The sequence below is a fragment of the Nocardia brasiliensis genome (assembly GCF_011801125.1).
Taxonomy (GTDB): domain Bacteria; phylum Actinomycetota; class Actinomycetes; order Mycobacteriales; family Mycobacteriaceae; genus Nocardia; species Nocardia brasiliensis_C.
In genome coordinates this window covers 5,463,939-5,488,201 of record NZ_CP046171.1, presented here as the reverse complement: position 1 = coordinate 5,488,201, position 24,263 = coordinate 5,463,939, and the positions used below count along the sequence as shown (strand labels likewise).

Annotated in this window: 27 protein-coding genes and 1 tRNA gene; 18 read left to right on the top strand and 10 right to left on the bottom strand. The window is 69.8% G+C overall.

The window, feature by feature from the left end; genetic code table 11:
- The first annotated feature begins 14 nt into the window (after positions 1 to 14).
- Entirely contained in the window at positions 15 to 1,196 is a 1,182-nt protein-coding gene (locus F5X71_RS24805; protein ID WP_238815452.1) for a DUF418 domain-containing protein, read from the top strand.
- Positions 1,197 to 1,247: 51 nt separating this feature from the next.
- Positions 1,248 to 2,360, top strand: coding sequence for an alcohol dehydrogenase catalytic domain-containing protein (locus tag F5X71_RS24800; RefSeq protein WP_167464191.1), 1,113 nt, complete (start codon positions 1,248 to 1,250; stop codon positions 2,358 to 2,360).
- A gap of 196 nt (positions 2,361 to 2,556) precedes the next feature.
- On the opposite strand, the gene F5X71_RS24795 is transcribed toward F5X71_RS24800, so the two are convergent.
- Complete coding sequence (locus tag F5X71_RS24795; RefSeq protein WP_167464190.1) at positions 2,557 to 2,979, bottom strand: MarR family winged helix-turn-helix transcriptional regulator; 423 nt, start codon at positions 2,977 to 2,979, stop codon at positions 2,557 to 2,559.
- An 83-nt stretch (positions 2,980 to 3,062) separates the two neighbouring features.
- Here F5X71_RS24795 and F5X71_RS24790 point away from each other — a divergent pair, with 83 nt between their 5' ends.
- The 9 genes from F5X71_RS24790 to F5X71_RS24755 all read left to right on the top strand — a co-directional run bounded on the left by F5X71_RS24790 (position 3,063) and on the right by F5X71_RS24755 (position 9,851).
- Positions 3,063 to 3,494: a MarR family transcriptional regulator gene (locus tag F5X71_RS24790; protein WP_167464189.1), complete on the top strand. Its 432-nt coding sequence runs from the start codon at positions 3,063 to 3,065 to the stop codon at positions 3,492 to 3,494.
- Positions 3,494 to 3,625, top strand: coding sequence for a PIN domain-containing protein (locus tag F5X71_RS37785; RefSeq protein WP_428981394.1), 132 nt, complete (start codon positions 3,494 to 3,496; stop codon positions 3,623 to 3,625). The genes F5X71_RS24790 and F5X71_RS37785 overlap by 1 nt, the downstream gene beginning before the upstream one ends.
- A gap of 103 nt (positions 3,626 to 3,728) precedes the next feature.
- Positions 3,729 to 4,475, top strand: coding sequence for a 4-hydroxy-tetrahydrodipicolinate reductase (gene dapB / locus F5X71_RS24785; RefSeq protein WP_167464188.1), 747 nt, complete (start codon positions 3,729 to 3,731; stop codon positions 4,473 to 4,475).
- Entirely contained in the window at positions 4,472 to 4,966 is a 495-nt protein-coding gene (locus F5X71_RS24780) for a hypothetical protein (protein ID WP_167464187.1), read from the top strand. Before dapB ends, F5X71_RS24780 begins: the two co-directional genes overlap by 4 nt.
- A 74-nt stretch (positions 4,967 to 5,040) precedes the next feature.
- Positions 5,041 to 5,445, top strand: a complete 405-nt coding sequence (locus F5X71_RS24775; protein ID WP_167466706.1) for a flavodoxin family protein — start codon at positions 5,041 to 5,043, stop codon at positions 5,443 to 5,445.
- A gap of 168 nt (positions 5,446 to 5,613) precedes the next feature.
- A complete protein-coding gene (locus F5X71_RS24770) occupies positions 5,614 to 6,300 on the top strand; it encodes a response regulator transcription factor (protein ID WP_167464186.1) in 687 nt (228 codons plus the stop codon).
- Positions 6,264 to 7,586: a sensor histidine kinase gene (locus F5X71_RS24765; protein WP_238815451.1), complete on the top strand. Its 1,323-nt coding sequence runs from the start codon at positions 6,264 to 6,266 to the stop codon at positions 7,584 to 7,586. The genes F5X71_RS24770 and F5X71_RS24765 overlap by 37 nt, the downstream gene beginning before the upstream one ends.
- Positions 7,579 to 8,598 (top strand): hypothetical protein, encoded by a 1,020-nt coding sequence (locus F5X71_RS24760; RefSeq protein ID WP_167464185.1) that lies wholly within the window; start codon positions 7,579 to 7,581, stop codon positions 8,596 to 8,598. Before F5X71_RS24765 ends, F5X71_RS24760 begins: the two co-directional genes overlap by 8 nt.
- 53 nt (positions 8,599 to 8,651) lie before the next feature.
- Complete coding sequence (locus tag F5X71_RS24755) at positions 8,652 to 9,851, top strand: winged helix-turn-helix domain-containing protein (RefSeq protein WP_167464184.1); 1,200 nt, start codon at positions 8,652 to 8,654, stop codon at positions 9,849 to 9,851.
- A gap of 11 nt (positions 9,852 to 9,862) precedes the next feature.
- Here F5X71_RS24755 and F5X71_RS24750 read toward each other — a convergent pair whose 3' ends face one another.
- A complete protein-coding gene (locus tag F5X71_RS24750) occupies positions 9,863 to 10,303 on the bottom strand; it encodes a hypothetical protein (protein ID WP_167464183.1) in 441 nt (146 codons plus the stop codon).
- 281 nt (positions 10,304 to 10,584) lie between these two features.
- Between F5X71_RS24750 and dapA the strand changes: the two genes are divergently transcribed.
- Positions 10,585 to 11,433: a 4-hydroxy-tetrahydrodipicolinate synthase gene (gene dapA, locus F5X71_RS24745; RefSeq protein ID WP_238816034.1), complete on the top strand. Its 849-nt coding sequence runs from the start codon at positions 10,585 to 10,587 to the stop codon at positions 11,431 to 11,433.
- On the top strand, positions 11,430 to 13,475 hold the full coding sequence (locus tag F5X71_RS24740; RefSeq protein WP_167464181.1) for a ribonuclease J: 2,046 nt from the start codon (positions 11,430 to 11,432) through the stop codon (positions 13,473 to 13,475). Before dapA ends, F5X71_RS24740 begins: the two co-directional genes overlap by 4 nt.
- A 60-nt stretch (positions 13,476 to 13,535) precedes the next feature.
- Here F5X71_RS24740 and F5X71_RS24735 read toward each other — a convergent pair whose 3' ends face one another.
- A complete protein-coding gene (locus F5X71_RS24735; RefSeq protein ID WP_167464180.1) occupies positions 13,536 to 14,102 on the bottom strand; it encodes a hypothetical protein in 567 nt (188 codons plus the stop codon).
- Between the two features lie 16 nt (positions 14,103 to 14,118).
- The gene (locus F5X71_RS24730; RefSeq protein ID WP_238815450.1) at positions 14,119 to 14,472 is read right to left on the bottom strand and encodes a DUF4189 domain-containing protein; all 354 of its coding nucleotides are present in this window, start codon (positions 14,470 to 14,472) and stop codon (positions 14,119 to 14,121) included.
- Positions 14,473 to 14,661: 189 nt separating this feature from the next.
- Between F5X71_RS24730 and F5X71_RS24725 the strand changes: the two genes are divergently transcribed.
- Positions 14,662 to 15,285, top strand: a complete 624-nt coding sequence (locus tag F5X71_RS24725) for a TIGR03085 family metal-binding protein (RefSeq protein WP_167464178.1) — start codon at positions 14,662 to 14,664, stop codon at positions 15,283 to 15,285.
- Positions 15,286 to 15,634: 349 nt separating this feature from the next.
- Positions 15,635 to 18,208, top strand: coding sequence for a DNA translocase FtsK (locus F5X71_RS24720; protein ID WP_167464177.1), 2,574 nt, complete (start codon positions 15,635 to 15,637; stop codon positions 18,206 to 18,208).
- A 66-nt stretch (positions 18,209 to 18,274) separates the two neighbouring features.
- Here F5X71_RS24720 and F5X71_RS24715 read toward each other — a convergent pair.
- From F5X71_RS24715 to F5X71_RS24705, 3 genes are all read right to left on the bottom strand, one after another.
- Positions 18,275 to 18,349 (bottom strand) — tRNA-Leu (locus F5X71_RS24715).
- Between the two features lie 281 nt (positions 18,350 to 18,630).
- On the bottom strand, positions 18,631 to 19,233 hold the full coding sequence (locus tag F5X71_RS24710; RefSeq protein WP_167464176.1) for a hypothetical protein: 603 nt from the start codon (positions 19,231 to 19,233) through the stop codon (positions 18,631 to 18,633).
- A gap of 129 nt (positions 19,234 to 19,362) precedes the next feature.
- Complete coding sequence (locus F5X71_RS24705) at positions 19,363 to 20,187, bottom strand: class I SAM-dependent methyltransferase (protein ID WP_167464175.1); 825 nt, start codon at positions 20,185 to 20,187, stop codon at positions 19,363 to 19,365.
- 133 nt (positions 20,188 to 20,320) lie between these two features.
- Here F5X71_RS24705 and F5X71_RS24700 point away from each other — a divergent pair, with 133 nt between their 5' ends.
- The gene (locus tag F5X71_RS24700) at positions 20,321 to 21,325 is read left to right on the top strand and encodes a TerC family protein (RefSeq protein ID WP_167464174.1); all 1,005 of its coding nucleotides are present in this window, start codon (positions 20,321 to 20,323) and stop codon (positions 21,323 to 21,325) included.
- On the opposite strand, the gene F5X71_RS24695 is transcribed toward F5X71_RS24700, so the two are convergent.
- From F5X71_RS24695 to F5X71_RS24685, 3 genes are all read right to left on the bottom strand, one after another.
- Positions 21,307 to 21,849: a hypothetical protein gene (locus F5X71_RS24695; protein WP_167464173.1), complete on the bottom strand. Its 543-nt coding sequence runs from the start codon at positions 21,847 to 21,849 to the stop codon at positions 21,307 to 21,309. The two genes, F5X71_RS24700 and F5X71_RS24695, sit on opposite strands and share 19 nt — an antisense overlap.
- Positions 21,850 to 21,985: 136 nt before the next feature.
- A complete protein-coding gene (locus F5X71_RS24690; RefSeq protein ID WP_167464172.1) occupies positions 21,986 to 22,270 on the bottom strand; it encodes a YciI family protein in 285 nt (94 codons plus the stop codon).
- 23 nt (positions 22,271 to 22,293) lie between these two features.
- Positions 22,294 to 22,902, bottom strand: coding sequence for an amino-acid N-acetyltransferase (locus F5X71_RS24685; RefSeq protein ID WP_238815449.1), 609 nt, complete (start codon positions 22,900 to 22,902; stop codon positions 22,294 to 22,296).
- 134 nt (positions 22,903 to 23,036) lie between these two features.
- Here F5X71_RS24685 and pgsA point away from each other — a divergent pair, with 134 nt between their 5' ends.
- Complete coding sequence (pgsA, locus tag F5X71_RS24680) at positions 23,037 to 23,696, top strand: CDP-diacylglycerol--glycerol-3-phosphate 3-phosphatidyltransferase (RefSeq protein ID WP_167464171.1); 660 nt, start codon at positions 23,037 to 23,039, stop codon at positions 23,694 to 23,696.
- A gap of 8 nt (positions 23,697 to 23,704) precedes the next feature.
- Positions 23,705 to 24,232 carry a CinA family protein gene (locus F5X71_RS24675; protein WP_167466703.1) on the top strand — a complete coding sequence of 176 codons (528 nt, stop codon included), beginning with the start codon at positions 23,705 to 23,707 and terminating at the stop codon, positions 24,230 to 24,232.
- Positions 24,233 to 24,263 lie beyond the last annotated feature (31 nt).

Here is a 24,263-nt window from a genome sequence, read left to right as displayed (position 1 = left end):
GGGGGTGGGGCGGGGTGGCGCGCGTTACGGATGTAGCGGTCGCGGTGGATCGGCAGGCCGGGGGACGCCTGGTCGGGGTCGATCTGGCTCGCGGCCTCGCGGTGCTCGGGATGTTCGCGGCACACCTGGGGCCGTTGCCGAGCAACGGCGGGGTCATCGGGTTCGTCGTGGAGTTGACGCACGGGCGCTCGTCGGCGTTGTTCGCCTTTCTCGCCGGGTTCTCGATCGTGCTGATCACCGGGCGGCGCGTGCCCAAGACCGGGCGCGACCGTCGCCAGGCCGTGGTGCGGGTGCTGATCCGGGCGGGCATCCTGCTGGTCGTCGGCACCGCGCTGACCGCGCTCCAGACGCCGGTCGAGGTGATCCTCGCCTGCTACGGGTTGTACTTCCTGCTGGCACTGCCGCTGTCCCGATGGAATGCCGCGCGGCTGGCCGCGCTCGCGGCGCTCGGCGCGCTGGTATCGCCGCAGATCTGGTTTCCGATGACCGACGCGCGCCCCGGCTGGTTCGACGCGGTCGACCGCATCGATCCGTTCGCCTGGGCCAGCGGCCGCGGCGACCCGGTCGGCAGTTCGGGCGGGCTGATCGGGTTGCTGTTCACCGGTACCTATCCGGCGCTGACCTGGCTGCCGTTCGTGGTCGCCGGTATGGCGGTGGCCCGGCTCGACCTGGCCGATCGAGTGATTCGGCGCCGAGTGCTTGCCCTCGGAATCGCGCTCGCGGTGGTGGGTTACGGGGCTTCGGCGGTCGCGCTGTCGCTGGTGCCGGGCGCGGTGCGCCCCACCGGGTTCATGAACGCGTCGTGGTCGGACCTGACCGAGGTGCAACCGGGCTGGCGCGAGCAGCTGGTGGCGGCGCCGCACAGCGAGACCACGCTGTCGATCGTCGCGAGCACCGGCGTGGCGATGGCGGTCCTGATCGCCTGTGTGCTGGCGGTCGACCGGTGGCGGTGGGTGCGCCGGATGGCCGCGCCGCTGGTCGCGGTCGGCGCTATGTCGTTGACCGCCTACGTGTTCCACATCGTCGCCGTGGCCGTCCTCGGCTTCGACACGCTGCCCGCGGACAGCCTGCCCGCGCTGCTCAGGATCAGCGCGCTGATCCTGCTGTTCGCCTACTGGTGGGCCCGATTCTTCGCCCGCGGCCCGCTCGAATGGTTGCTGTACCGGGCCACCGCGGTGGCCGGGCGGGTCCGATGATCGGCCGTCGGGGGCTGTGCCTGGGACAGTGCGGGCGGTAGCGTCGGCGGCATGAGGATTCGTGGGGCGGTCTTGGAGCAGATCGCGGCGCCGGTGCCGTTCGCCGAGTCGGCGCCCATCCGGGTCGGCGAGTTGGAACTCGATGCGCCGGGCCCTGGGGAGCTGCTGGTGCGGATCGAGGCGGCCGGGTTGTGCCATTCGGATCTGTCGGTGGTGGACGGCAATCGGGTGCGTCCGGTGCCGATGCTGCTCGGGCACGAGGCGGCGGGCCGGGTCGAGGCGATCGGCCCGGGGGACAGCGACCTCGCGGTCGGACAGCGCGTGGTGATGACCTTCCTGCCGCGCTGCGGTGACTGTGCGGGCTGTGCGACCGACGGGCGCACGCCGTGCGTGCCGGGCAGCGTCGCCAACAACGCGGGCGAGCTGCTCGGCGGCGGGCGCCGGCTGCATCGTGACGGTGCGCAGGTGCATCACCATCTCGGTGTGTCCGCCTTCGCCACGCACGCGGTGGTGGATCGTCGCTCGGTGGTTCCGGTGGACGACGACGTGCCGCCGGAGGTGGCCGCCGTGCTCGGCTGCGCGGTGCTGACCGGCGGTGGCGCACTGCTCAATTCGGCGAAGCCGGGGCCGGGTGACCGGATCATGGTGGTCGGGCTCGGCGGTGTCGGCATGGCGGCGGTGCTCGTCGCGGTGTCGCTCGCGGCCGCAGGGCACGAGGTGATCGCGGTCGACACCGTGCCCGAAAAGCTCGGTCTCGCCAAGGAATTGGGCGCGACGGCGGTATACACCCCCGCGCAGCTGGCCGAGCTCGGCGTGCAGGCCGAGATCGTGGTGGAGGCCGCGGGCAACATCCGCGCCTTCGAAACCGCGGTCGCGGCAACGGCTCCCGGCGGCACCACGGTCACCGTCGGACTGCCCGCGCCGGACGCGCGCGCCACCATCTCCCCGCTCGGCTTGGTCGCCCAGGGGCGTTCGATCGTCGGCAGCTACCTCGGGTCCGCCGTTCCAGCCCGCGACATCCCCGCCTACGTGGACATGTGGCGGGCGGGCAGGCTGCCGGTCGAACGGCTGGTCTCCGCGCACATCGGCCTCGACGAGATCAACCGCGCCATGGACGAATTGGCCGCAGGTCACGCCCTGCGCCAGGTCATCGTCTTCGACTAGGCGCCACGTGGATCGGGTCGGCGCCGAAGTCCGGCGGCGGCCTGCGCGATTCAGCTCGTCGCTTGGCAGTACTGACGACGAGCCGATACCGCCCTAAGCCCGGTTCAAGTCCCCTCCACGGTCCTCGCCGCATTGTCGTCTTGCCGGGTGACGAACTGAGCCGCGGATACGTCCGGCCGGGCCTTTGAGACAGTGGCTAGCCGTCCAGTGCGTCGACGAAACGGTTTAGCAGCCGGGCGAATTCGGCGCGCTCGGCGGCGGTCCAGTCGGCCATGGCCGCGGCCATCGCGGTGCGGCGGCCCGTCTGGGCGGCGGCGATCGATCGCGCACCGGCGGCGGTGAGGCACAGCACGCAGCGGCGGCCGTCGTGCTGATCGGCGGTGCGCTCCAGCAGGCCGAGGGAAACCGCTTGCGCCACCAGCCGGCTCGCGCGCGGCTGATCCACGCCGAGCGCGGCGGCCAGGCTCGTCACGGTCGGCGCGGTGGCCACGGCGTCCAGCACGCGGAACACGGCGACCGGGACGGTGGCCGCGCTCGCCAGCGCGCCCCTGGTCTGTCTGCGCCGGATGCGGACCATCGCGGCTTCGACGGTCGCGGTGACCTCGTCGTTCTCGTCCATCGCTGCTGCTTCCGTGTCTTCCGCGTGCTCGATTTGCATGTAATAGTACATGTAGTTGTCATTGAGCATATTTTGGAGGAGCGATGGCGGTACAGCGCCGGATCGGGTACTGGCTCGTCGAACTCGATCGCCTGATCACCGAGCGTTTCGAGGAGGATCTCGCGGCGGGCGGGCTGAGCCGCAGGCACTGGCAGATCCTGCACGCGCTGGCCGACGGGCCACAGCGGGCGGGCGAGGTGCGGGCGGCTCTCGACGCGTTCCTGACCGACGCCGCCGAGTGGGACGCCGAGGTCGCCGCGCTGGTCGCGGCGGGCTCGGTGGTCGCCGACGCGGGCATGCTCGCGCTGACCGAAGTCGGTCGAAACATCCACTCGCGGGCCTGGACTCGGATCCGGGCCCGCCGTCGTGCGATGACCGAGGGCGTCAGCGAGACGCAGTTCGCCGAGACGCTGTGGGTGTTGCAGAAGATGGCAGCCAACATGTCTGACGCAGCGCCCGCGCGGCTCCGGGATTGATGACTCGGCTGGACGCGCTGATCGTGGCGACCGCTGAGGCGCACGGACTCGCGGTTGTCACCCGCGATCGCGAAGACTTCCGCGGTGCCGGAGTTCCTGGATCGAGGTCATCCTGGGACCGTGGGGAATAAGTCGAACATGCGCATGTGGCAATGCGAAGCGTGGAGGTCAGCCGACCGGAGCGGTGACCAGGTCGATAGGCTGACGGTGACGCCAAGGGACTGAGGAGATGTGGTGACCATTCGGGTCGGAGTGCTGGGAGCGCGTGGCAAAGTCGGACAGGCCATCTGTGCGGCCGTGGAAGCGGCCGACGACCTGGAGCTGGTCGCGGCCGTCGACAAGGACGATTCGCTCGACGCCTTCACCGCCGCGAACACGGAGGTTGTCGTCGACTTCACTCACCCCGACGTGGTGATGGGCAACCTGGAGTTCTTGGTGCGCAACGGCATCCACGCGGTGGTCGGCACCACCGGATTCGACGCGGCCCGCCTCGACGCGGTGCGCGGCTGGCTCGCCGACCGGCCCGAGACCGGCGTGCTGATCGCCCCCAACTTCGCCATCGGCGCCGTGCTGTCCATGCGCTTCGCCGAGCAGGCCGCGCGGTTCTTCGAGTCGGTCGAGGTCATCGAGCTGCACCACCCGAACAAGGCCGACGCGCCGTCGGGCACCGCCTACCGCACCGCCGGCCTGATCGCCGCGGCCCGGGACAAGGCGGGCGTCGGCCGCGGCCCCGACGCCACCAGCACCGAGCTCGATGGCGCGCGCGGCGCCGACGTCGACGGGGTCCGGGTGCACTCGGTGCGCCTGGCCGGACTCGTCGCGCATCAAGAGGTGCTGTTCGGCACCCAGGGGGAGACGCTCACCATCCGGCACGACTCCATCGACCGCTCGTCGTTCGCACCGGGCGTGCTGCTCGGTGTGCGCGAGATCGCCGGTCGGCCCGGCCTGACCGTCGGCCTCGACCCCTTCCTCGACCTGTGAGCGCCGACGGGGACAAGCAGAACCGCGACGTGGTCAAGGTCGTCGCGTTCCTCGCGGTCCTGGTCGTCGTCCTGGTCTTCTACTTCGTGCTGCTCGGCCGAATCGCGTTCAGCCTCATCGCTTCCGGTGAGATCGCCGCGATCCTCATCGGTGTCGGCGTGCTGATCCTGCCGCTGGTCGGCGTCTGGATCGTCACCGCCACCGTGCGCGCCGCGCTGGCCCATCAGCATCTGGCCCGCCGCATGCACGAGGAGGGGCGCGAGCTCGACATCAGCGAGCTGCCCCGCCGTCCCTCCGGTCGCATCGAACGCGCCGCCGCCGACGAACTGTTCAACCAGGTCAAGGCCGAATGGGAGGCCGATCCGGATAACTGGCGGGTCTCCTACCGGCTGGCTCGCGCGTACGACTACGCCGGGGACCGCGGGCGCGCCCGCGACACCATGCGCCGCGCGGTAGCGCTGGAACGACTCGAACGCGAACAGTCGGGCTAGGCCGACGCGGTTAGGCTCGGCGGGTGCCGCAGTTACTGATCGTTCATCACACGCCGTCCCCGCACACCCAGGCGATGTTCGAGGCGGTGGTGTCCGGCGCGACCGACCCGGAGATCGAGGGGGTCGAGGTGGTGCGCCGGGCCGCGCTGGGGGTGACCGCTTCGGATGTGCTCGCGGCCGACGGCTACCTGCTCGGCACTCCGGCGAACCTTGGATATATGTCGGGCGCGCTGAAACACGCCTTCGACACGTTCTATTATCCGTGCCTGGATTCCACTCGGGGGAGGCCGTTCGGTTTCTATGTACACGGCAACGAAGGCGCCGAAGGCGCCGAACGCGGCGTGATGAGTATCACCACCGGACTGGGCTGGACACTTGCCGCCGCGGCCGTAATCGTCTCGGGGCCACCGGGAAAGGACGAGCTGCGGCGCTGCTGGGAACTGGGCGCGACCATTGCCGCCCAGCTTATGGACGTATGACAGATTTTTTCCGTGAAGTAACTGGTCGTGACAATGGCTGCCGGTAGCCGACGCGAAAGCGGCCCCGATTTCTAGTGTCTGACCATTCCGTGCGCTGGCCCTGCATACTGACAGAACGTTGTCGCGGTGGGGAAGTGAACGAGTTTGCTCGGGAATGGAGAATTTCAGGTGACGTTGGCCGAAGGGGGCGAAAACGCACCGCGCCGGATCGGAGTGGTCGAGGACCACGAATCAGTCGCGATCGGACTGGCCGCCATGCTGGCGCCGGAAACCGATCTCGATTTGGTGCTGACCGCAGGCACGGTTCCGGAGCTGCTGGCCGCCGCCCAGAATTTGCCGCAACTCGACCTGGTCGTGCTCGATCTGCGACTTGCCGACGGGTCGAACCCGGAGGACAACGTGCGCACCCTGCGCGACCGGGGCATCGAGGTGCTGATCTTCACCGGCGCCGACAACGCGTTCCTGGTGCGGTCCGCGGCGCGGGCCGGCGTGCTCGGCGTGGTGCGCAAGTCCGAGGACGTGCAGACCGTGGTCGCGGCCGTGCGCCGCGCGGCCTCGGGGGAACAGGTGGTGACCACCGACTGGGCCGCCGCCATCGACGGCGACCCGCAGCTGTCCGACGTGGGCCTGAGCCCGCGGCAGGAAGAGGTGCTCACGCTGTACGCCTCCGGCGAGAAGGCCTCGCGCGTCGCGCGATTGACCGGACTGTCCGAGCAGACGGTCAACGACTATCTCGGTCGGATTCGGCAGAAGTACGCCGACGCGGGACGCCCGGCGCCGACCAAGACCGACCTGTACAAGCGGGCGGTGGAGGACGGGTGGCTACCGGTGCCCGAGCGGAACTCCCGCACATGACCGTGTCCAGCATGCTGGACACCTCGACGAAATCCCGCTCTGTGTCGCTCGGCCGATCCGGCCCGAGTCGTTGGCGCCGTGGCATCGTGGCGGCGTCCAGACAGGGCACGTACGAGGGCGCGTCCGACCGCATCCTGCGGCGCTTCGGGCTGGCGATCGGTATCGCGGGCGTGATCGTCGCGGTGGTGGAGTTGCCCGAGATCGCGGGGCAGCGCCCGTATCTCGATGCCGGCTGGACCATCGTCACGATGGTGCTCGCCTTCGCGCTGTTCCCGGTGCTCGCCGTGGTGTCGCTCAGCCTGAGCAGGCAGCTGATCCAGCTGGTGGCCGGGGCCGCCGCGGTGAGTTTCCTTGCGGCGCTGGTGGTCATCCCGCTCTCGTATCCGCATCCCGCGCCCGAGGTGAGCTCGGTGTGGCTGTACCGGGTGCTCGCGCTCGGCGTGCTCGCGGCCGTGCTCGCCTGGCGGCCGCTGCTCGCGGTCGGCTACCTGGTGGTCGGCTCCGCGGTGGCGGCGCTGTCGAACGGGCTGGTGGTGCCGCAGGTGACGCCGCTGGTGTGGGCGGGTGACTTCGTCCGCGCGGCCGGCCTGTGCGCGCTGTTCCTGTGGTGCGCCATCTACGCCAAGGCCGCGGCGGAACGGGTGGATCGGGAATCGGCGATCGAGAGCAGGCGGGCCGCCGCCGTCGCCGGTGCCGCCGCACGGGACCGGGAGCGGGCCCGCTTCGCCGCGCTGATCCACGACGCCGTGCTCTCCACACTGCTCGACGCCTCCCGCGCGGGCACCGATTCGCCGGTGCTGCGCAGGCAGGCCGAGCAGACCCTCGAACGGCTCGACGAATGCCGGGTCGGCGAGGTGGAACCGAATCGGCTGGACGCGCAGTCGGCCATCGGCTTCCTGCGGTCGGCCGTGCACGAGGTGAACGCGGGCGTCCGCTTCACCGCGCGGCGCTGGTCCGGCATCGACGATCTGCGGCTGCCGGTCGACGCGGCGGGCACCATCGCCGCCGCGCTCACCGAGGCGGTGCGCAACAGCCTGCGCCACGCCACCGTGCCCGGTCGCGAGGTGCAGCGCACGGTGACGGTGACCATCAGCGCGGGCGGCATCCGGGTGGTATTCCGGGACGACGGCGCGGGATTCGACATGAGCGAGGTGCCCGCCGACCGGCTCGGCATCTCGGTGAGCATCCTGGGCCGGATGCGTCAGCTCGCCGGTGGCGCGGGCTTCGTGGAATCACAGCCGGGCGAGGGCACCACGGTGACCCTGGTGTGGGGCAGCGATGGCTGACACCGACGCCGAATTCGGCCTGCGCGATCTGCTCGGGCTGCGGGATCCGGCGGCGGGACTGTTCCTGCTGATCCTGCAGGCCACGATCGTGCTCTACATGGTGCGCAATTTCAGTGAGTCGCCGTTGATTCCGGCCGCCGCGGCGCTGGCGCTGCTGGCCGCGGCGGGCGTGCTGGTGCTGGTGATCCCGGTGGATCCGCTGCCGTGGCCTGCGACGCTGTTCGTGGCCGCGTCCGGCCCGCTGGCGACCCTGCTCACCTCGTTCGAGGTCGAGCAGAACTGGTCCAAGCAGGTGTGGACCGCGTTCGCCTCGTCCTATGTGCTCGCGGTGCTGGTATTGCGCGGCAGGCTCGGTGCGGCCTGGCTCGGGGTCGGCGGCGTCGCGGTCGTGATCGCGACGGTCGGCGTGCTCAACGGCGTGCGCGGCGGGGTGATCGCCGGGTCGATCGTGCCCATCTCAACGGTGGCCGGGGTGTCGCTGTTCGCGGTGATCATGCGGCCCACCCAGCGATCGCTGCGGCTGTTGCGCGAGGAATCGACGATGCGTGCCGCCGCCGAGGCGACCATGGCCGCCGAGAACGGCGAACGCGATCGTCAGCTGGCCCGGCTCGACAAGGTCGCCCGGCCCATCCTGGAACGCATCGCCGACGGGATCGAGCTCACCGCCGCCGAACGCGAGCAGTGCAGGCTGCTCGAGGCCGAACTGCGGGACGGACTGCGCGCCCCGCAGCTGGTCACCGACGAACTGAGTAGCGCGGCGCGCGGCGCCCGCTCGCGCGGGGTCGAGGTGGTGCTGCTCGACGACGGTGGTTTCGCCGGGGTGCCGCGCTGGGTCCGCCAGCAGGTGATCGAGGCCGCGACCAAGGAATTGGACGCCGCGAACGCGGGCTCGGTCACCGTGCGGGTGCTGCCCATGGGCAGGCGCATCCTGGCCACCATCCTCGCCAACGCGCCGGACCGGGACCGCCGCACCGAGATCGACGCCGCGGGCAGCATCAAGGTCTCCACCTAGGGCCGGTCGCGCCGCCCGCGAAGTTTGTCGGTGGCGCGTGGCATTGTTCGGATATGCGGAAGATCAGTGCCGAGTCGGCTCGGCGCATCGCGCTGGGCGCGCAGGGATTCGCGGCGCGCAAGCCGGCCAGGGCCACCCGCCGCACTGTGCTCGGCGTGCTGGACAAAACGCAAGTGCTGCAACTGGATTCGGTGTCGGCGGTGGTGCGCGCGCACTACGCGCCGGTGTTCAGCCGGATCGGCGCCTACGACCGGTCGCTGCTCGACGAGGCGGCATGGCAGGACAGCGCGCGCAGGCCGCGGCGGCTGGTGGAGTACTGGGCGCACGAGGCGGCACTGCTGCCCGTGCAGGACTGGCCGTTGATGCGCTGGCGGATGGCGCAATTCGCGCGGGGGCGCTGGGCGGGCGTGCGCAAGGTGGTCGAGCGTAATCCGACGCTCGGGCGCGACATCCTGGACGTGATCCGGGAGGCGGGCGCGTGCACCGCCGGCGAGGTGGAACGGCATCTCGAACTCGACAAGCCGCGGCCCAAGGGCTCCTGGTGGAACCTCAGCGACACAAAGATGATCTGCGAGCAGTTGTTCGCGGCGGGGGAGTTGTCGGTGGGCAAGCGCGTCGGTTTCGCCAGGCACTACGACCTGGCCGAGCGGGTGCTCCCGCCGGATGTCCTGGCCCGCACCGTTTCCGAACAGGACGCGGTGCGCGAGCTGGTGCTGCACGCGGCGACCGCGCACGGCATCGGCACCGAGGCCGACCTGCGCGACTACTACCGGCTGCACCGCAGGCAGACCGAGCCCGCCATCGCCGACCTGATCGACGCGGGCGAGCTGATCGAGGTCGAGGTGCAGGGTTGGGACAAGCCCGCCTATCTGCGGGCGGGCGCCGCGATGCCGCGCCGGATCGAGGGTTCGGCCCTGCTGTGCCCGTTCGATCCGCTGATCTTCTTCCGTCCGCGCACCGAACGGCTCTTCGACTTCCACTATCGGATCGAGATCTACACCCCGGAACCCAAACGGGTGCACGGCTATTACGTCTTCCCGTTCCTGTTGAACGGTGCGCTCGTCGGCAGGGTCGACCTGCGCGCCGAACGCGCGGCCGGGCGCCTTTCCGTCCCGGCCGCCTTCGCCGAGCCCGGCCACGACACCCCGGCGACCGCGTTCGCGCTCACCGAGGCGTTGCGGGACATGGCCGACTGGCTCGAGCTGGACAAGGTGGTCATCGGCGACCGGGGCAACCTCGCGCCGCTGCTCTAGTGCCTCCCCGGTCAGTCGCGCTTGCCGCCGTAGCCGCGCATCTGGTCGCGCAGCGCGCCCGACACCGCGCTGGACAGCCAGGAGTTGAGCGATTGGCCGCTCTGCGCGGCGGCTTCCTCGGCGCGCGACTTCACCTGTTCGACGAGGCGCAGCGTGACGCGGCTGATGTCGCCGGTCATCTCCTCGAAGGTGGGGTGCTCGTCGGCGCTCGCGGTCTTGCGCAGGTCGACCTTGGCGTCGGTGCCGTCGAAGGAGACGTGCACGCTGCGGTCGCCCAGTTCGGCGCTGATCTCGGCGGCGAGGTCGGACAGGGCGGCGAGCAACACCAGCCGCGCCGAGCTCTCCGTCGCCGCGGCTAACGCCGCCGCGGTGGCCTGGGTTTTCTCGTCGCCGAGGGCGGCGGCCGCGATCAGGTCCGAGCGCAGGCGGGCGGTGTAGGTGTTCAGATCCATGACATCAGTGTGACGTCATATTTGATGTCATGCAAGGAACGGGATGACATCACGATGACGCGCTGGGGGTAGGTCATCCGACTGGCCGGTCAGTTCGGAGGCGACGGTGTCGAGGGCGTTATCCCGACCGGGTAGCCTTTCTGACCATGACGAACGGTAATTCGACGCAAACACGCGGTGCGAGCGTGCCGCCGGGAGGCGGCAGCGTGCGTAGCCACGGAGGGGCAGAGAGCGCCGAGAGTCAAGCACAGCTGCGGGCGTCCGGCACCGTGGGCGTCGCGATGGTGACCCCGTTCAGCGCTGACGGCAAACTCGACGTCGATGCCGGCGTCGCCCTCGCCGCCCACCTGATCGATCGCGGCGTGGATCTGCTCGCGATCTCGGGGACCACCGGCGAATCGCCGACCACCACCGAATCGGAGAAGGCGGATCTGCTGCGCGCCGTGGTCGACGCGGTCGGCACGCGCGCCACCGTGATCGCGGGCGCGGGCACCTACGACACCGCCCACTCGATCGAACTGGCGCGCAACGCGCAACGGGCCGGCGCGCACGGTCTGCTGGTCGTCACGCCGTATTACTCGCGCCCCTCGCAGGAGGGTCTGCTCGCGCACTTCACCGCGGTCGCCGACGCCACCGACCTGCCGGTCACCCTGTACGACATTCCGCCGCGCTCGGTGGTGCCGATCGCCACCGACACGCTGCGCCGCCTGGCCGAGCATCCGCGCATCGTCGCGGTGAAGGATGCCAAGGGCGATATCAACGCGGGCACCGATCTGATCGCGAACACCGACCTGGCCTTCTACTCCGGCGACGACACGCTGAACCTGCCCTGGCTCTCGGTCGGCGCGACCGGATTCATCAGCGTCATCGGGCATCTCGTGCCCGAGCGGCTGCGCGAGCTGCTGACCGCCTACACCGCCGGTGATGTGGTGCGCGCCCGTGAGATCAACGCGAGCCTGGTGCCGCTGAACGCCGCGATGTTCCGCCTCGGCGGCGTCGCGATGAGCAAAGCCGGGCTGCACCTGCTCGGCATCGACGTAGGAGAGCCCCGATTGCCGCAATTGATGCCGTCACCGGAACAACTCGAGGTCCTTGCCGCTGATCTGCGGGCGGCGGGGGTGCTCGCATGAGTGAACCGCTAGCTCGTCGTCCGCGTCGGACCGCAAGCCGGGCCGCGGGCGCGCCCGCGCCGGTACCGCCGCCCGCGCCCGCCGAAAAGCCCGCCGCCGCGCCGCAAGTCACCGAGGTCGTCGAGGTGACCGAGGTGGTCGCCGAGCGCACCGAGAAGTCCGTGCGCACCGCGAACGCCGAACGGACCGAGCGTTCGGCCGCGGTGCAGTCGAAGAAGACGACGGCGCCGAAGAAGGCGGCCAGGGGCGAGGCGGCGCAGCACGCGCAGCAGGGCAAGAAGTCCGGTCGCGGTCGCCAGCAGTCGGGTCGCGGTCGCGGCGATCAGTCCGTGCCGCAGCAGGATCCGCGCGCCGTCACACCCGCGCACGACCGGCTCGGCACCCCGCCGAAGCTGCCCAAGAACGGCCTGCGCGTCTTCGCGCTCGGCGGTATCGGCGAAATCGGCCGCAACATGACCGTTTTCGAGTACGGCGGCAAGCTGCTCATCGTCGACTGCGGTGTGCTGTTCCCCGAGGACCAGCAGCCGGGCGTGGACCTGATCCTGCCCGATTTCCGGCCCATCGAGCACCGGATGGCCGACGTCGTCGCCGTCGTGCTCACCCACGGCCACGAGGACCACATCGGCGCGGTGCCGTTCCTGTTGCGGCTGCGCGCCGACATCCCGGTGGTCGGCTCGAAGTTCACCCTCGCGCTGGTCGCGGCCAAGTGTCGCGAACACCGGCAACAGCCCAAGCTGGTCGAGGTGGCCGAGGGGCAGCACACCGATCACGGGCCGTTCGCCTGCGAGTTCTTCGCGGTCAACCACTCCATCCCGGACGCGCTGGCCGTCGCCATCCGCACCCCGGCCGGCGTCGCGTTGCACACCGGTGACATCAAGCTCGACCAGCTGCCGCTCGACGGCAGGCTCACCGACCTGGCCGGCTTCTCCCGGCTCGGTGACGAGGGCGTCGACCTGTTCCTGGTGGACTCCACCAATGCCGAGGTGCCCGGGTTCGTCACGCCGGAACGCGAGATCGGCGGCGTGCTCGACACGGTGATCGGCAAGGCGCGCAATCGGGTGATCGTCGCGTCGTTCGCCAGTCACGTGCACCGCATCCAGCAGGTGGTCGACGTCGCGCAGAAGTATGGCAGGCGGGTGTGTTTCGTCGGCCGCTCGATGGTCCGCAACATGCAGATCGCGCAGGACCTGGGCTATCTGACCGTGCCGGACAACATCGTCGTCGAACTCGACCAGGCCGCGACGCTGCCCGGCGACCGGCTGGTGCTGATCTCCACGGGCTCGCAGGGTGAGCCGCTCTCGGCGCTGTCCCGGATGGCGCGCGGGGATCACCGGCAGATCAACATCCGCCAGGACGATCTGGTGGTGCTGGCCTCCTCGCTCATCCCAGGCAACGAGAACTCGGTGTTCGCGGTGGTGAACGGCCTGGCCCGGCTCGGCGCCACGGTCATCACGCAGCAGAACGCCAAGGTGCACGTCTCCGGGCACGCGTCCGCCGGCGAGCTGCTCTACCTCTACAACGCGGTGCGCCCGACGAACGCGATGCCGGTGCACGGCGAATGGCGGCACCTGCGCGCCAATGCCGCGCTGGCCATCGCGACCGGCGTGCCGGAGGACCGCGTCATGCTCGCCGAGGACGGCGTGGTGGTCGATCTGGTCGACGGCATCGCCAGCATCGTCGGTCGGGTGCCGGTCGGGCACGTGTACGTCGACGGGCTTTCGGTCGGCGATGTCGGCGAGTCGACGCTGTCGGATCGTCTGGTGCTCGGCGAGGGCGGCTTCATCTCGATCACCGTCGCGATCGACGAGACCACCGGTAAGGCGGTCAGCCCGCCCGAGCTCAGCGGGCGCGGCTTCTCCGACGATCCGACGGCGCTGGCCGACGCGGCCCAGCTCGTCGAGGCCGAGCTGCTGCGCCTGGCCACCGAGGGCGTCACCGACACGCATCGCATCGCGCAGAGCGTGCGGCGCGTGGTCGGCCGGTGGGTGGCCGACACCTACCGCCGTCGCCCGATGATCGTGCCCACCGTCATCGGCGTCTGACCCCGAATACCGAAAAGCGCCGGCTGCCAAGGCAGTCGGCGCTTTTCGTCGTGGACTAGCTCATTCCTGGCAGGCCGCGGATTCGATCTTCGCGCTCTTGACGATGTTGCAGGCGAAGGTGTGGTCGACCTTCCATTCGCCGCCCTCGGAGACGAAGGAGATGAACGCGTCGTCGACCGGCGAGCCGCCGATGGTGACCTTGGCGTCGGCCTTCAGCTTGCCGTCCTGCGGTTCCCCGACGTTGGTGACCTCGACCTTGACGTCCTGCTTCTTCGCGGCGTCGACCAGGTTCGCGACCAGGTACGGATCCTGCTCGGCGGCCTGGATCCAGCTGATCTTCTCCTTGTTCGGCACGGCCGGATCGAACGCCTTGGTGAGGCGGTCGTTGAGCTGCTGCACCGACGGCTTGGCCAGCGCGGGCGAGGACGGTGTGGTCGGCGCGGCGCCGGTCTCCTTCTCACCCTTGTCGCTGCCGCCCTGTAGTTCCCCCGGCTGGGTGTCGGCGTTGGCGCTGGTGCTCGGCGACGCGTCCTTCTTGTCGTCGTTACCCGAGGCACAGGCGGTCAGCGTGCACGCGGCGGCGGCCAGCACAACGGCCACGGCGGTGCGGAAACTGCGATGCTTCACGATATTCTCCCCTGAATCAGCCGTGGTTGGACGTGCAGTTCCAGTGCACGACATAGGCGTCGGAATTGTTGTAGGACAACGCCTTGCTTTGCGCGGACCGGCGCGAGGCGGCGTACGCCCAGCTGTAATTGCCGGTCCGGTTCGAATATGCGACGGCCCCACACCCATTGGCGAACCACACCACCGTCTCGCAGTCGCGCGCCCCGCAGCTGCGCACCGCCCGCGCTTGCGCGGACGAGGAATCCGGGTAGTCGTAGGAATACCCGATCAGCCCGGTCGACGTCGACAACGCGATCGCACCGTAGTTGTACGGCTTGGCTTGCGCGGCGGGCGCGCTGATAGCCAGCGCGCAACCTGTCGCCGCGATCACGGCCGCACCAGTAAGAAACTTCTTCACAGGGAATTTGCCCTTCTTCGTTTCAAGAGTCCACGACCCGATGGACCGAGTGACAAGGTACATAGCGGACACTCATTGCGCTACCCAAGAAATCGGGGCGCGCGTGTCGAGGGTTCGCAGCGGCCGCCCCCGGGGCGTGATCCGGGTCGGTATGGTCGACCGATGAGTATGGCGCAACGGGAACGGCAGCAACTCGTGCAGGCGATGGTGGCCGCCGGACCGGAGGCGCCGACGCTGTGCGGCTCGTGGACGGTGCGCGATCTGGCCGCGCACCTGGTCGTGCGCGAACGCAGGCCGGACGCGGCGCCGGGCATCCTGTTGCCGCCGTTGGCCGGATATCTCGACGGTGTGCAGGCGAAGGTGGCGCGCAAGCCGTTCCCAGAGTTGCTCGACGAGGTGCGCACCGGGCCACCGTGGTGGTCCCCGCTGCGCCCGGTGGACGCGATCGCGAATCTGGCGGAGATGTTCGTGCACCACGAGGACGTGCGCCGCGCCACCCCCGGCTGGGTGCCGCGGGTGCTGTCCGCCGCCGACGCGGACGCGCTGTGGGCGCTGGTGCGCCGCATGGCCGTTCGGTCCTACCGCAAGGCGCCGGTGCGGGTCGTGCTCGCCACGCCGGACGGCAAGTGGGCGGTGGCCGGCGCCAAATCCGGTGGTGAGGTGCGCTTGACCGGCGAACCCGCGGAACTGCTGCTGCACGCCTTCGGCCGCGACGAGGTCCGGCTGGAAACGACCGGCGACCCGGACGCGGTGCGCGCCGTCCTGGACTTGGATCGCTCCTTCTGATCGCACCGTTCGGCCGATCGGGCTCGGCTCTGTTCTGATCGGGCGGCGTTGCTCTGTTCGAGGGGTACTGTGCCGATTCGCGCGGCCCGGTGTGGGCCGGGCGGTGTCGATCGGGCTCGGCCCGGTGTCGAGGTCCCTCCGGTGCTTGGGCGGCTCGGGTTCGAGCGCAGCCTGTTGATCTGCGGCGAGTAGGGGTATTCGACACGCGGACCGGGCGCTGAGCGGGGGTGGTGTCCGGCGGCTCGGCATCCCCGTCGACCTGGGCATCCGCACAGTTACGTGCCGTTGTGGCGTGGGGTACCAGTGTTGCGGATGGTCTGGATGGGGCGTTTGCGGCTAGCCTTGACCCATGGCAGGTAAGTCCCGCAGCACCACGACTACTCGGGCGCGGGCGGGATCGGCACGGGGCAGGACCAGCACGGCACGTTCCCGCTCGGCGACACCCCGCGGCACGGCGGCGGCGCGCGGGCGCAGGCAACCCGCCCGCCGACCGGCCCGGCGCCCGTCGAACACGGCCCCGCTCGCGGTGTTCAGCCGCGGGATCAGCAGCGGCTGGAACATGCTCGCGCGCGGCCTCGGCGCCACCACCAGGGCGGTCAGCCGGGCGGGCGAGATCGAGCACGGGCACCGCCGCGACGGGATCGCGCTGGCCCTGATCGCGCTGAGCGCGGTGATCGCCGCCGCGGTGTGGCTCTCGGCCGGTGGTCCGGTGGGGCACTGGGTCGGCGAGGCCATCCGCGCCGTCTCCGGTTCCGCCTCGGCGGGGCTGCCGTTCGTGGCGACCGCCATCGCGGTCGTGCTCATGCGCACCGAACCGCACCCGGAGATCCGCCCGCGCCTGGTGCTGGGCGGGCTGCTGGTCGGCCTGTCGGTGCTCGGGCTGTGGCACGTCCTCGCGGGCGCACCGACCGATTCGCACGGGCGCGCGCACGCCGCCGGCTTCGTCGGCTTCGTCGTCGGCGGCCCGCTCACCGATGGCCTCACCGCCTGGCTGTCGGTGCCGATTCTGTTGCTGGCCATTGTGTTCGGCGTGCTGCTGCTCACCGGGACGACGGTCCGCGAGGTGCCCGCTCGGCTGCGCGCGTACTTCGGCACCGGCAGCGGCGGCGACGAATACGCCGAGTACGACGGCGAATACGATCCGGCGAAGTACGACGCGGACGGCTTCCCGCTGCACCCGACCCGGTCGAAGCGGCGCGGCCGCACACCCGCCGAGAACTATCCCGCCGACGAATTCGGCGCCGCCGACGCGGTGACCGAGGTGCTCGGCGAACCCCCGCTGCGGGACGCGAAGCCGATCGTCACCGAGGAGCCGCAGGCCGCGCCCAAGCCGAAGAAGCAGCGCCCGGCCAAGGTGGTCGAGGTCGAGGACCAGACCCCGCCGCCGCCGAAGCAACTGGAGTTCGTCACCGACCGCGAGGTCGAGGGCGATTACACACTGCCGCCGCTGAGCCTGCTGACCGATGGCGATCCGCCCAAGAAGCGCAGTGCCGCCAACGAATCGATGATCGAGGCGATCACCGAGGTGCTGGTGCAGTTCAAGATCGACGCCGCGGTCACCGGTTTCGTGCGCGGCCCGACGGTCACCCGCTACGAGGTCGAGCTCGGCCCCGGTGTGAAGGTCGAGAAGATCACCGCGCTGGCCCGCAACATCGCCTATGCCGTTGCCACGGAGAACGTTCGGTTGCTCGCGCCGATCCCCGGCAAGTCCGCGGTCGGCATCGAGGTGCCCAACGCCGACCGTGAGCTGGTCCGCCTCGCCGACGTGCTCAAGGCGCCGTCGACCCGAAACGACCACCACCCCTTGGTGATCGGCCTCGGCAAGAACATCGAGGGCGACTACCTCGCGGCGAACCTGGCCAAGATGCCGCACCTGCTGGTGGCCGGTTCCACCGGCTCCGGTAAGTCCAGCTTCGTGAACTCGATGCTGGTCTCGCTGCTGCACCGGGCCACCCCGGAGGAGGTCAGGATGATCCTGATCGACCCGAAGATGGTGGAACTCACCCCGTACGAAGGCATTCCGCACCTGATCACGCCGATCATCACCCAGCCGAAGAAGGCCGCGGCCGCGCTGGCCTGGCTGGTGGAGGAGATGGAGCAGCGCTATCAGGACATGCAGGCCAACAAGGTTCGCCACATCGACGACTTCAACAAGAAGGTGAAGTCGGGCGCGATCACCGCCCCGCTCGGCAGCGAACGGGTCTACCGGCCCTACCCGTACATCCTCGCCATCGTCGACGAGCTCGCCGACCTGATGATGACCGCGCCGCGCGACGTCGAGGACGCGATCGTGCGGATCACCCAGAAGGCGCGTGCCGCGGGCATCCACCTGGTGCTGGCCACCCAGCGACCCTCGGTCGACGTGGTCACCGGTTTGATCAAGACCAACGTGCCGTCCCGATTGGCGTTCGCCACGTCGTCGTTGACGGACTCGCGGGTCATCCTGGACCAGCCGGGCGCGGAGAAGTTGATCGGCATGGGCGACGGGTTGTTCCTGCCGATGGGCGCGAACAAGCCGACCCGCCTGCAGGGCGCGTTCATCAGCGACGAGGAGATCCACGCCGTCGTCGACTTCGCCAAGAACCAGGCCGAGCCCGAGTACCAAGAGGGCGTCACCGCGGCGAAGGCGGGCGAGAAGAAGGACGTCGATCCCGATATCGGCGACGACCTCGAGGTCTTCATCCAGGCGGTGGAACTGGTGGTCACCTCGCAGTTCGGTTCCACCTCGATGCTGCAGCGCAAGCTGCGCGTCGGCTTCGCCAAGGCGGGCCGCCTGATGGACCTGATGGAAACCCGCGGCGTGGTCGGGCCGAGCGAGGGCTCCAAGGCACGCGACGTGCTCATCAAGCCGGACGAGCTGGAGGGCCTGCTGTGGACCATTCGCGGTGGTGGCGACGAGCCGCCGCCGGAGGCCACGGACTGAAATTCGGTTGAGGTCGCGGCCCGCACTCCGCAGGCGGCCGTTGCCGACGGCGGGGCGTCGGCGTCGTTCCCTCGACGAGATTCGAACTCGCACCTTCCCGGAATCTAGGTCCGGTGCCTCTACCGATTGGGCTACGAGGGATTGTTCGGGGCACGAAAAAGGGGTCACCCCTTGGCGTTTGCCGCGGAGTGACCCCTTCGCCGGGTCTGCTGGGACACGGTCAGGGGCGACTCCGCACGCGCGTCGGCCTGGTGGCGACGGCGACGGCCGATAGCGCGACGAGGGCGCTCGGCAGCCAGGCGCCACTTAGCGACAGGCGTCGCTGCGGCATCCTGGTCATGGTCGTCGGCCTTCCGATCGGGTCACTGTGTCGTGTATTGACGCTAACATCCGGATTTGCGGTTGGGGACCGGTTTTCGCGGTCAGAAGGTCCGGTTGGACTCGCGCGAAATCTGGAACCCGGTGCCGGCGGCGTCGTTCGTGCAGGTCACTCCGGCTTCGGTGGAGTCGCACGTGAACGAGCCGACGGTAAGCATTGCACCATAGGGCAGAATCCGGCCACCGCCCTGGGTGCCGCCATCGATCGGCTCGCCGACGAACACCCCCTGATTCAGGCACAGCGGCTCGGCCTTCGTGCCGACCGCCAGCGCGCTCGCGTAGTCGTTGTTCGCCCAGCACTCTTGGTATTGCGCGGGGGCCGGTCGCGTCGGCCCCTGACAGCCGGCGCGGGCGTTGTCGGAGATCGGCTGATCCAGGATCGCGCAGCGGAACGCGCCGCTCGGCGTCTGGAAGTAGTACCCCGCCTGCTGGCGATACTGCGCCGGGTCGACCTGGCCCGGCGCGGGCGGCCGGGTGGCGGTCGGCGCGCCTTCGGTGCTCGGCGCGGCGGAGGAGGTCGGGGCCGAACTGGGCGGCACGGAACCGGCCGTCGCGGTCGGTGCGGTGGAGGTGCTCGGCGTCACCTCCGAATTCTTGTCGTCGTTGCCACACCCGGCCAGCAGCGCCAGCGCGATAGTGCACGGCACCACTGCGATAGGAGCTCTTCGGATTCTCATGACGGCATTGTGTCCTGTGCCGCCACGGGTCTCGGCGGGACGCGCCGTCGTTCGTCGCGCGATCGCGCCTGGTCATCGGACCGAATCGGCTGTGCCCGATCAGTTCTTGCGTGCCTGCAGCGTGTAGCTCAGCGGCACCCGCTCCGGATGCTCGGCGAGCCGCCACTCGCCGCCGTCACCAAGGGTCATCGAGCCCGGCAGCGCCTCCCATGGCACGCTGCGGTGCTCCACCAGCCCGGTGATCGACAGGCCCGCGCTCAGCAGGGCGGTGACGATGTCGCCGAGGCCGTGGTTCCATTCGTGCGTGGTGACGTGTTCGAACTCGGTCTCGGTCGCGACGTAGGTGCCGCCGTCGGCGAACACCATCGGCTCCGCTGTCTCGAAGTACGGATAGCCGACAACCAGTCGGTCCGTGTGGTTTTCGTCCAGCGACCACAGCACCGGATGGCCCTCGCGCAGGAACAGCCTGCCGCCGGGCCGCAGCAGTCCCGCGACGGTCTCGGCCCAGCGTCCGATGCTCGGCAACCAGCACAGCGCACCGATTCCGGTGTACACCAGGTCGAATTGCGCCGCGCCCAAGGCGGTTACCGCGTCGTAGACATTCGATTCGACGAAATCCACTCCGGCGCCGGTCATTTCGCTGAGCGCGCGGGCTTCGGCAAGCGAGGCGGGGGAGAAGTCCAGTCCGGTCATCTTCGCGCCGAGCCGGGCCAGCGAGATGGTGTCGGTGCCGATGTGGCATTGCAGGTGTACGCCGCGACAGCCCGCGATGTCGCCGAGCAGCGGCAGATCGAAGCGCACCACGTCGCTGAGGAAGTCGGGCTCGGTGCCGAAGCGGGCCATCGCGTAGTCGCGGGAGGCGGCGTGTGCGGGCGCGCGTTCGTCCCAGTTCGCCTTGTTCAGCACGAGATAGTCGTCGGTCACGGGCGTAACTGTGGCACGGACGTACCGGTGCGCGCATGTGAAATTATGGTCGGCAACCAACCGGCTAGCCGAATAGAACGGACAAATCGGGCAATATGGATGCCATGAGTCTCGCTGCCGATCGGCACACCGCATGCAGGTAACCGCAGTCGAGTGGGTGATCACCGTCGTGGTGATCCTCGCCCTTTTCGTCTTCGACTTCTTCGCCCACGTGCGCACTCCGCACGAACCGACCTTCCGGGAATCGGCGTTCTGGTCCGCCGTCTACATCGGGCTCGCGCTCGCCTTCGGCGGCTTCGTCGCCTGGCAGTGGGGCGCCACCTTCGCGGGGGAGTACTACGCGGGCTTCGTCACCGAGAAGGCGCTCTCGGTGGACAACCTGTTCGTCTTCCTGATCATCATGTCCACCTTCGCGGTGCCCAGGATCTATCAGCAGAAGGCGTTGCTGATCGGCATTGTCGTCGCGCTGGTGATGCGCGGTGCGTTCATCGCCGTCGGCGCGGCCGCGATCAGCGCGTTCAGTTGGGTGTTCTACCTGTTCGGCCTGTTCCTGATCTACACCGCGGTCAAGCTGATCCGCGAGAGCGGCCACGAGGTGGAGCACGAGGAGAAGCGCGACAGCCGGATCGTCGCGCTGGCCAAGCGGATACTGCCGACCACCGACAGCTACGACGGCGACAAGCTGATCACCCGCGTCGACGGCCGTCGCGCGGTGACCCCGCTGCTGCTCGCGCTGCTGGCGATCGGCTTCGCCGACCTGCTGTTCGCCCTGGACTCGATCCCGGCGATCTACGGCCTGACCAGCGAGCCGTATCTGGTGTTCACCGCGAACGCGTTCGCGCTCATGGGTTTACGGCAGTTGTACTTCTTGATCGGCGGACTGCTCGATCGGCTGGTCTACCTGTCCTACGGCCTCGCGGCGATTCTCGCCTTCATCGGCGTGAAACTGGTGCTGCACGCGTTGCACGAGAACACGCTGCCGTTCGTCAACGGCGGCGAACACGTCAGTGTGCCGGAGATCTCGACGCCGGTCTCGCTGGGCGTCATCCTCGGCATCCTGGTCCTCGCGACGGTCGCCAGCCTGCTGCGCACCCGCGGCACCGCGCGGCACACCGACGCTCAGAACACCCGGTTGTAGTCCGGCGCGATCTCGAAGCCGTGCCCGTCCTCGTCGTTGCGGCAGGTGACGCTGTCGGCCGCGGACTTACAGGTGAAGCCGTGCGCGGTGAGGCTGGTCCCGGCGGGCAGCACCGGCCCGGCGCCGGAATCCTCCGGCGCGGTCCGCGGGCCGGTGTAGAACCCCTGGTTCACGCAGAGGTACCCGGCTTCCTTGCCCACGGCCAGGGCCGCGGCGGCCGGGTCGGTGCTCCAGCAGTACTGCACCTGCGGCGGCGCGGGTTCGGTCGCGCCCTGGCAACCGGCGATGTGGCGGGACCTGCCGACCGCCTGGTCGAGGATGCCGCAGGTGATCAGCCGGTCCTCGGTCTGGAAGTAGTAGCCGTCCGCGCCCCGGTACACCACCGGGTCGGCGACACCGGGACGGGTCAGCGGACGGGCCGACGAGGAGGTTGCTGGGTCCGTTTTGTCCGGCGGACCCAGGTACGCGTACAACAGTCCGGCGGTGGCGGCCGTCGACGCGAAAACCGCTACGTATGTGCGCATGGCGCGAGTCTGCCGTGTGTGGGTCGCCGTGCGCTTGTACCACGCCCGGTGTGTCGCCGCAAGTTAGCTGATCACGGCCGAATGTGCGTCTCCCGCCGGAGGTCCCGGCCCGTACCGGACGGGCCGGGACCGCGGCTCAGGCGGCGAAGGCGCCGAGTATCGGCAGCCACTCGACCACGCGCACGTCGTCGATCAACCGCTCGCGCGCGAACGGATCCGCACCGAGCAGCACCGACAGCGCGTCCGCGTCGGCGGCCTGGAACAGCAGCAGCGCACCCGATCCGTCCGGGTACGGTCCGCTGCTGAGCAGCGCGCCCGCCGCGAGTTGATCGGCGAGCCAGGCCCGGTGCTCGGGACGATGGGTGTCCCGGCCCGGGACCGTGGCCTCGGAGTAGGTGTAGTGCACAGCGAAGATCGGCACGGTCGCTTCCTAAAAGTCGAGAATCAGAGCGTGAGCAGCATTCGAGTATTGCCGAGGGTGTTGGGCTTCACGTAGCTCAGGTCGAGGAATTCGGCGACACCGGTGTCGTAGGAGCGGCACATCTCGGCGTACACCTCGGCCGTCACCGGCGTCCCGTCGATCTCGACGAACCCGTGCCGCGCGAAGAAGTCCACCTCGAAGGTCAGCACGAACACCCGCCGCAGCTCGAGTTCGCGGGCCACCGCGATGAGCTGTTCGACCACGAGCCTGCCGACGCCGCTGCCCTTCACGTCGGGATGCACGGCGACCGTGCGCACCTCGCCCAGGTCGGCCCACAGCACGTGCAGCGCGCCGCAGCCGACGACCCGGCCGTCCAGCTCGGCGACCCAGAACTCCTGCACCGCCTCGTACAGCGTGACCAGATTCTTCTCCAGGAGTATCCGGCCCGCGTAGACATCGACGAGGCGTTTGATCTCGGGCACGTCGGAGGTTCGCGCGCGTCGGACAACCAGGGCGGTGCTCACGGAAGCGGCGGTGGGCGCTGCCGACGGGACGGGAGAGCACTGCGCGCCGAGGGGCGCGCCCGGATGTGCGTCGCTGGTCGAACCACCTAGTGGTCCCCGAGAGTTCATGGGGTGCACAGTAGTCGGGTCGGTTACCGATAGGCTGATCGTGTGCCACACATCCAGTCGTCCCGTCCACCGCGTCGCGGCGGGCAGTGGGTTCGGCATGCGCCGCGTCGCGCGGCGGTCGGCGGGGTGCGGCCGTGAGCGCGCAACCGGAGGAAATCGACCGGCGCTGGGCGGCGCCGAGCCAGATCCGCTCCGGCTTCGTGCCCGCGCAGCCCGAGCCCGTGGTCCCGCTGATGAACATCGCGAACATCCTGACCATGCTGCGGATCGCGCTGGTCCCGCTGTTCGTGGTCGCGTTGTTCGTCGACGGCGGGCACCAGAGCGGGTGGCGGATCACCGCGGCCGCGCTGTTCGGCATCGCCGCGATCACCGATCGCTTCGACGGGCAACTGGCGCGCAAATACGGGCTGGTCACCGATTTCGGCAAACTCGCCGACCCGATCGCGGACAAGGCGCTGATCGGCTCCGCGGTCATCGGGTTATCGGTGCTCGGCGATCTGGCCTGGTGGATCACCCTGGTCATCTGCGGCCGCGAGGTCGGGGTGACCGTGCTGCGGTTGATCGTGGTGCGCCGCGGGGTGATTCCGGCGGGCCGCGGCGGCAAGCTGAAGACCCTCGTGCAGTCGATCGCGATCGCGTTCCTGCTGCTGCCGTTCACCGGCTGGCTGGCCGGTGTCGGGATGGCGCTGATGTATGTGGCGGTCGCGCTGACCGTGCTCACCGGGCTCGACTACGTCGGGCAGGCGGCACGGGTGTGGTTCGCCGGCGGGCCCGGTCGATCGCGCGGCGCATGAACGCCCCCGTGACCGATCCGCTGATCGGCGACGCACCGGCCGCCGACCTCGTGCGCACCTTGACCGCTGCGGGGCAGACCGTGGCCACCGCCGAATCGCTGACCGCCGGTCTGGTGGCGGCGACCATCGCGGGCGTACCCGGGGCCAGCGCGGTGCTGCGCGGCGGCCTGGTGGTGTACGCCACAGATCTCAAACACAGCCTCGGCGGCGTCAGCGACGAAGTACTTCGGACGGAGGGGCCGGTCGCCGCGAGCACCGCCGAGCAGCTGGCCGTCGGCGCGCGCACCCGCTGCGGCGCGGACTGGGGCGTCGCGCTGACCGGTGTCGCCGGACCCGACACACAGGACGGGCACGCGGTCGGCACGGTGTTCCTCGGGCTGGCCGGGCCGGGGCACACCGAGGTGATGCGGTTGAAACTGCGCGGGCAGCGGTGGACGATCAGGATTGATGCGACGCGCGTCGCATTACGCGAACTGTTGCGCTGCGTACAACGCCCGGACCGCGGTCTCGGCGGGCAAGATGGGCAAGGTGAGTGATTTGCGCCGGGCGGGAACCATCCGGGGCCGG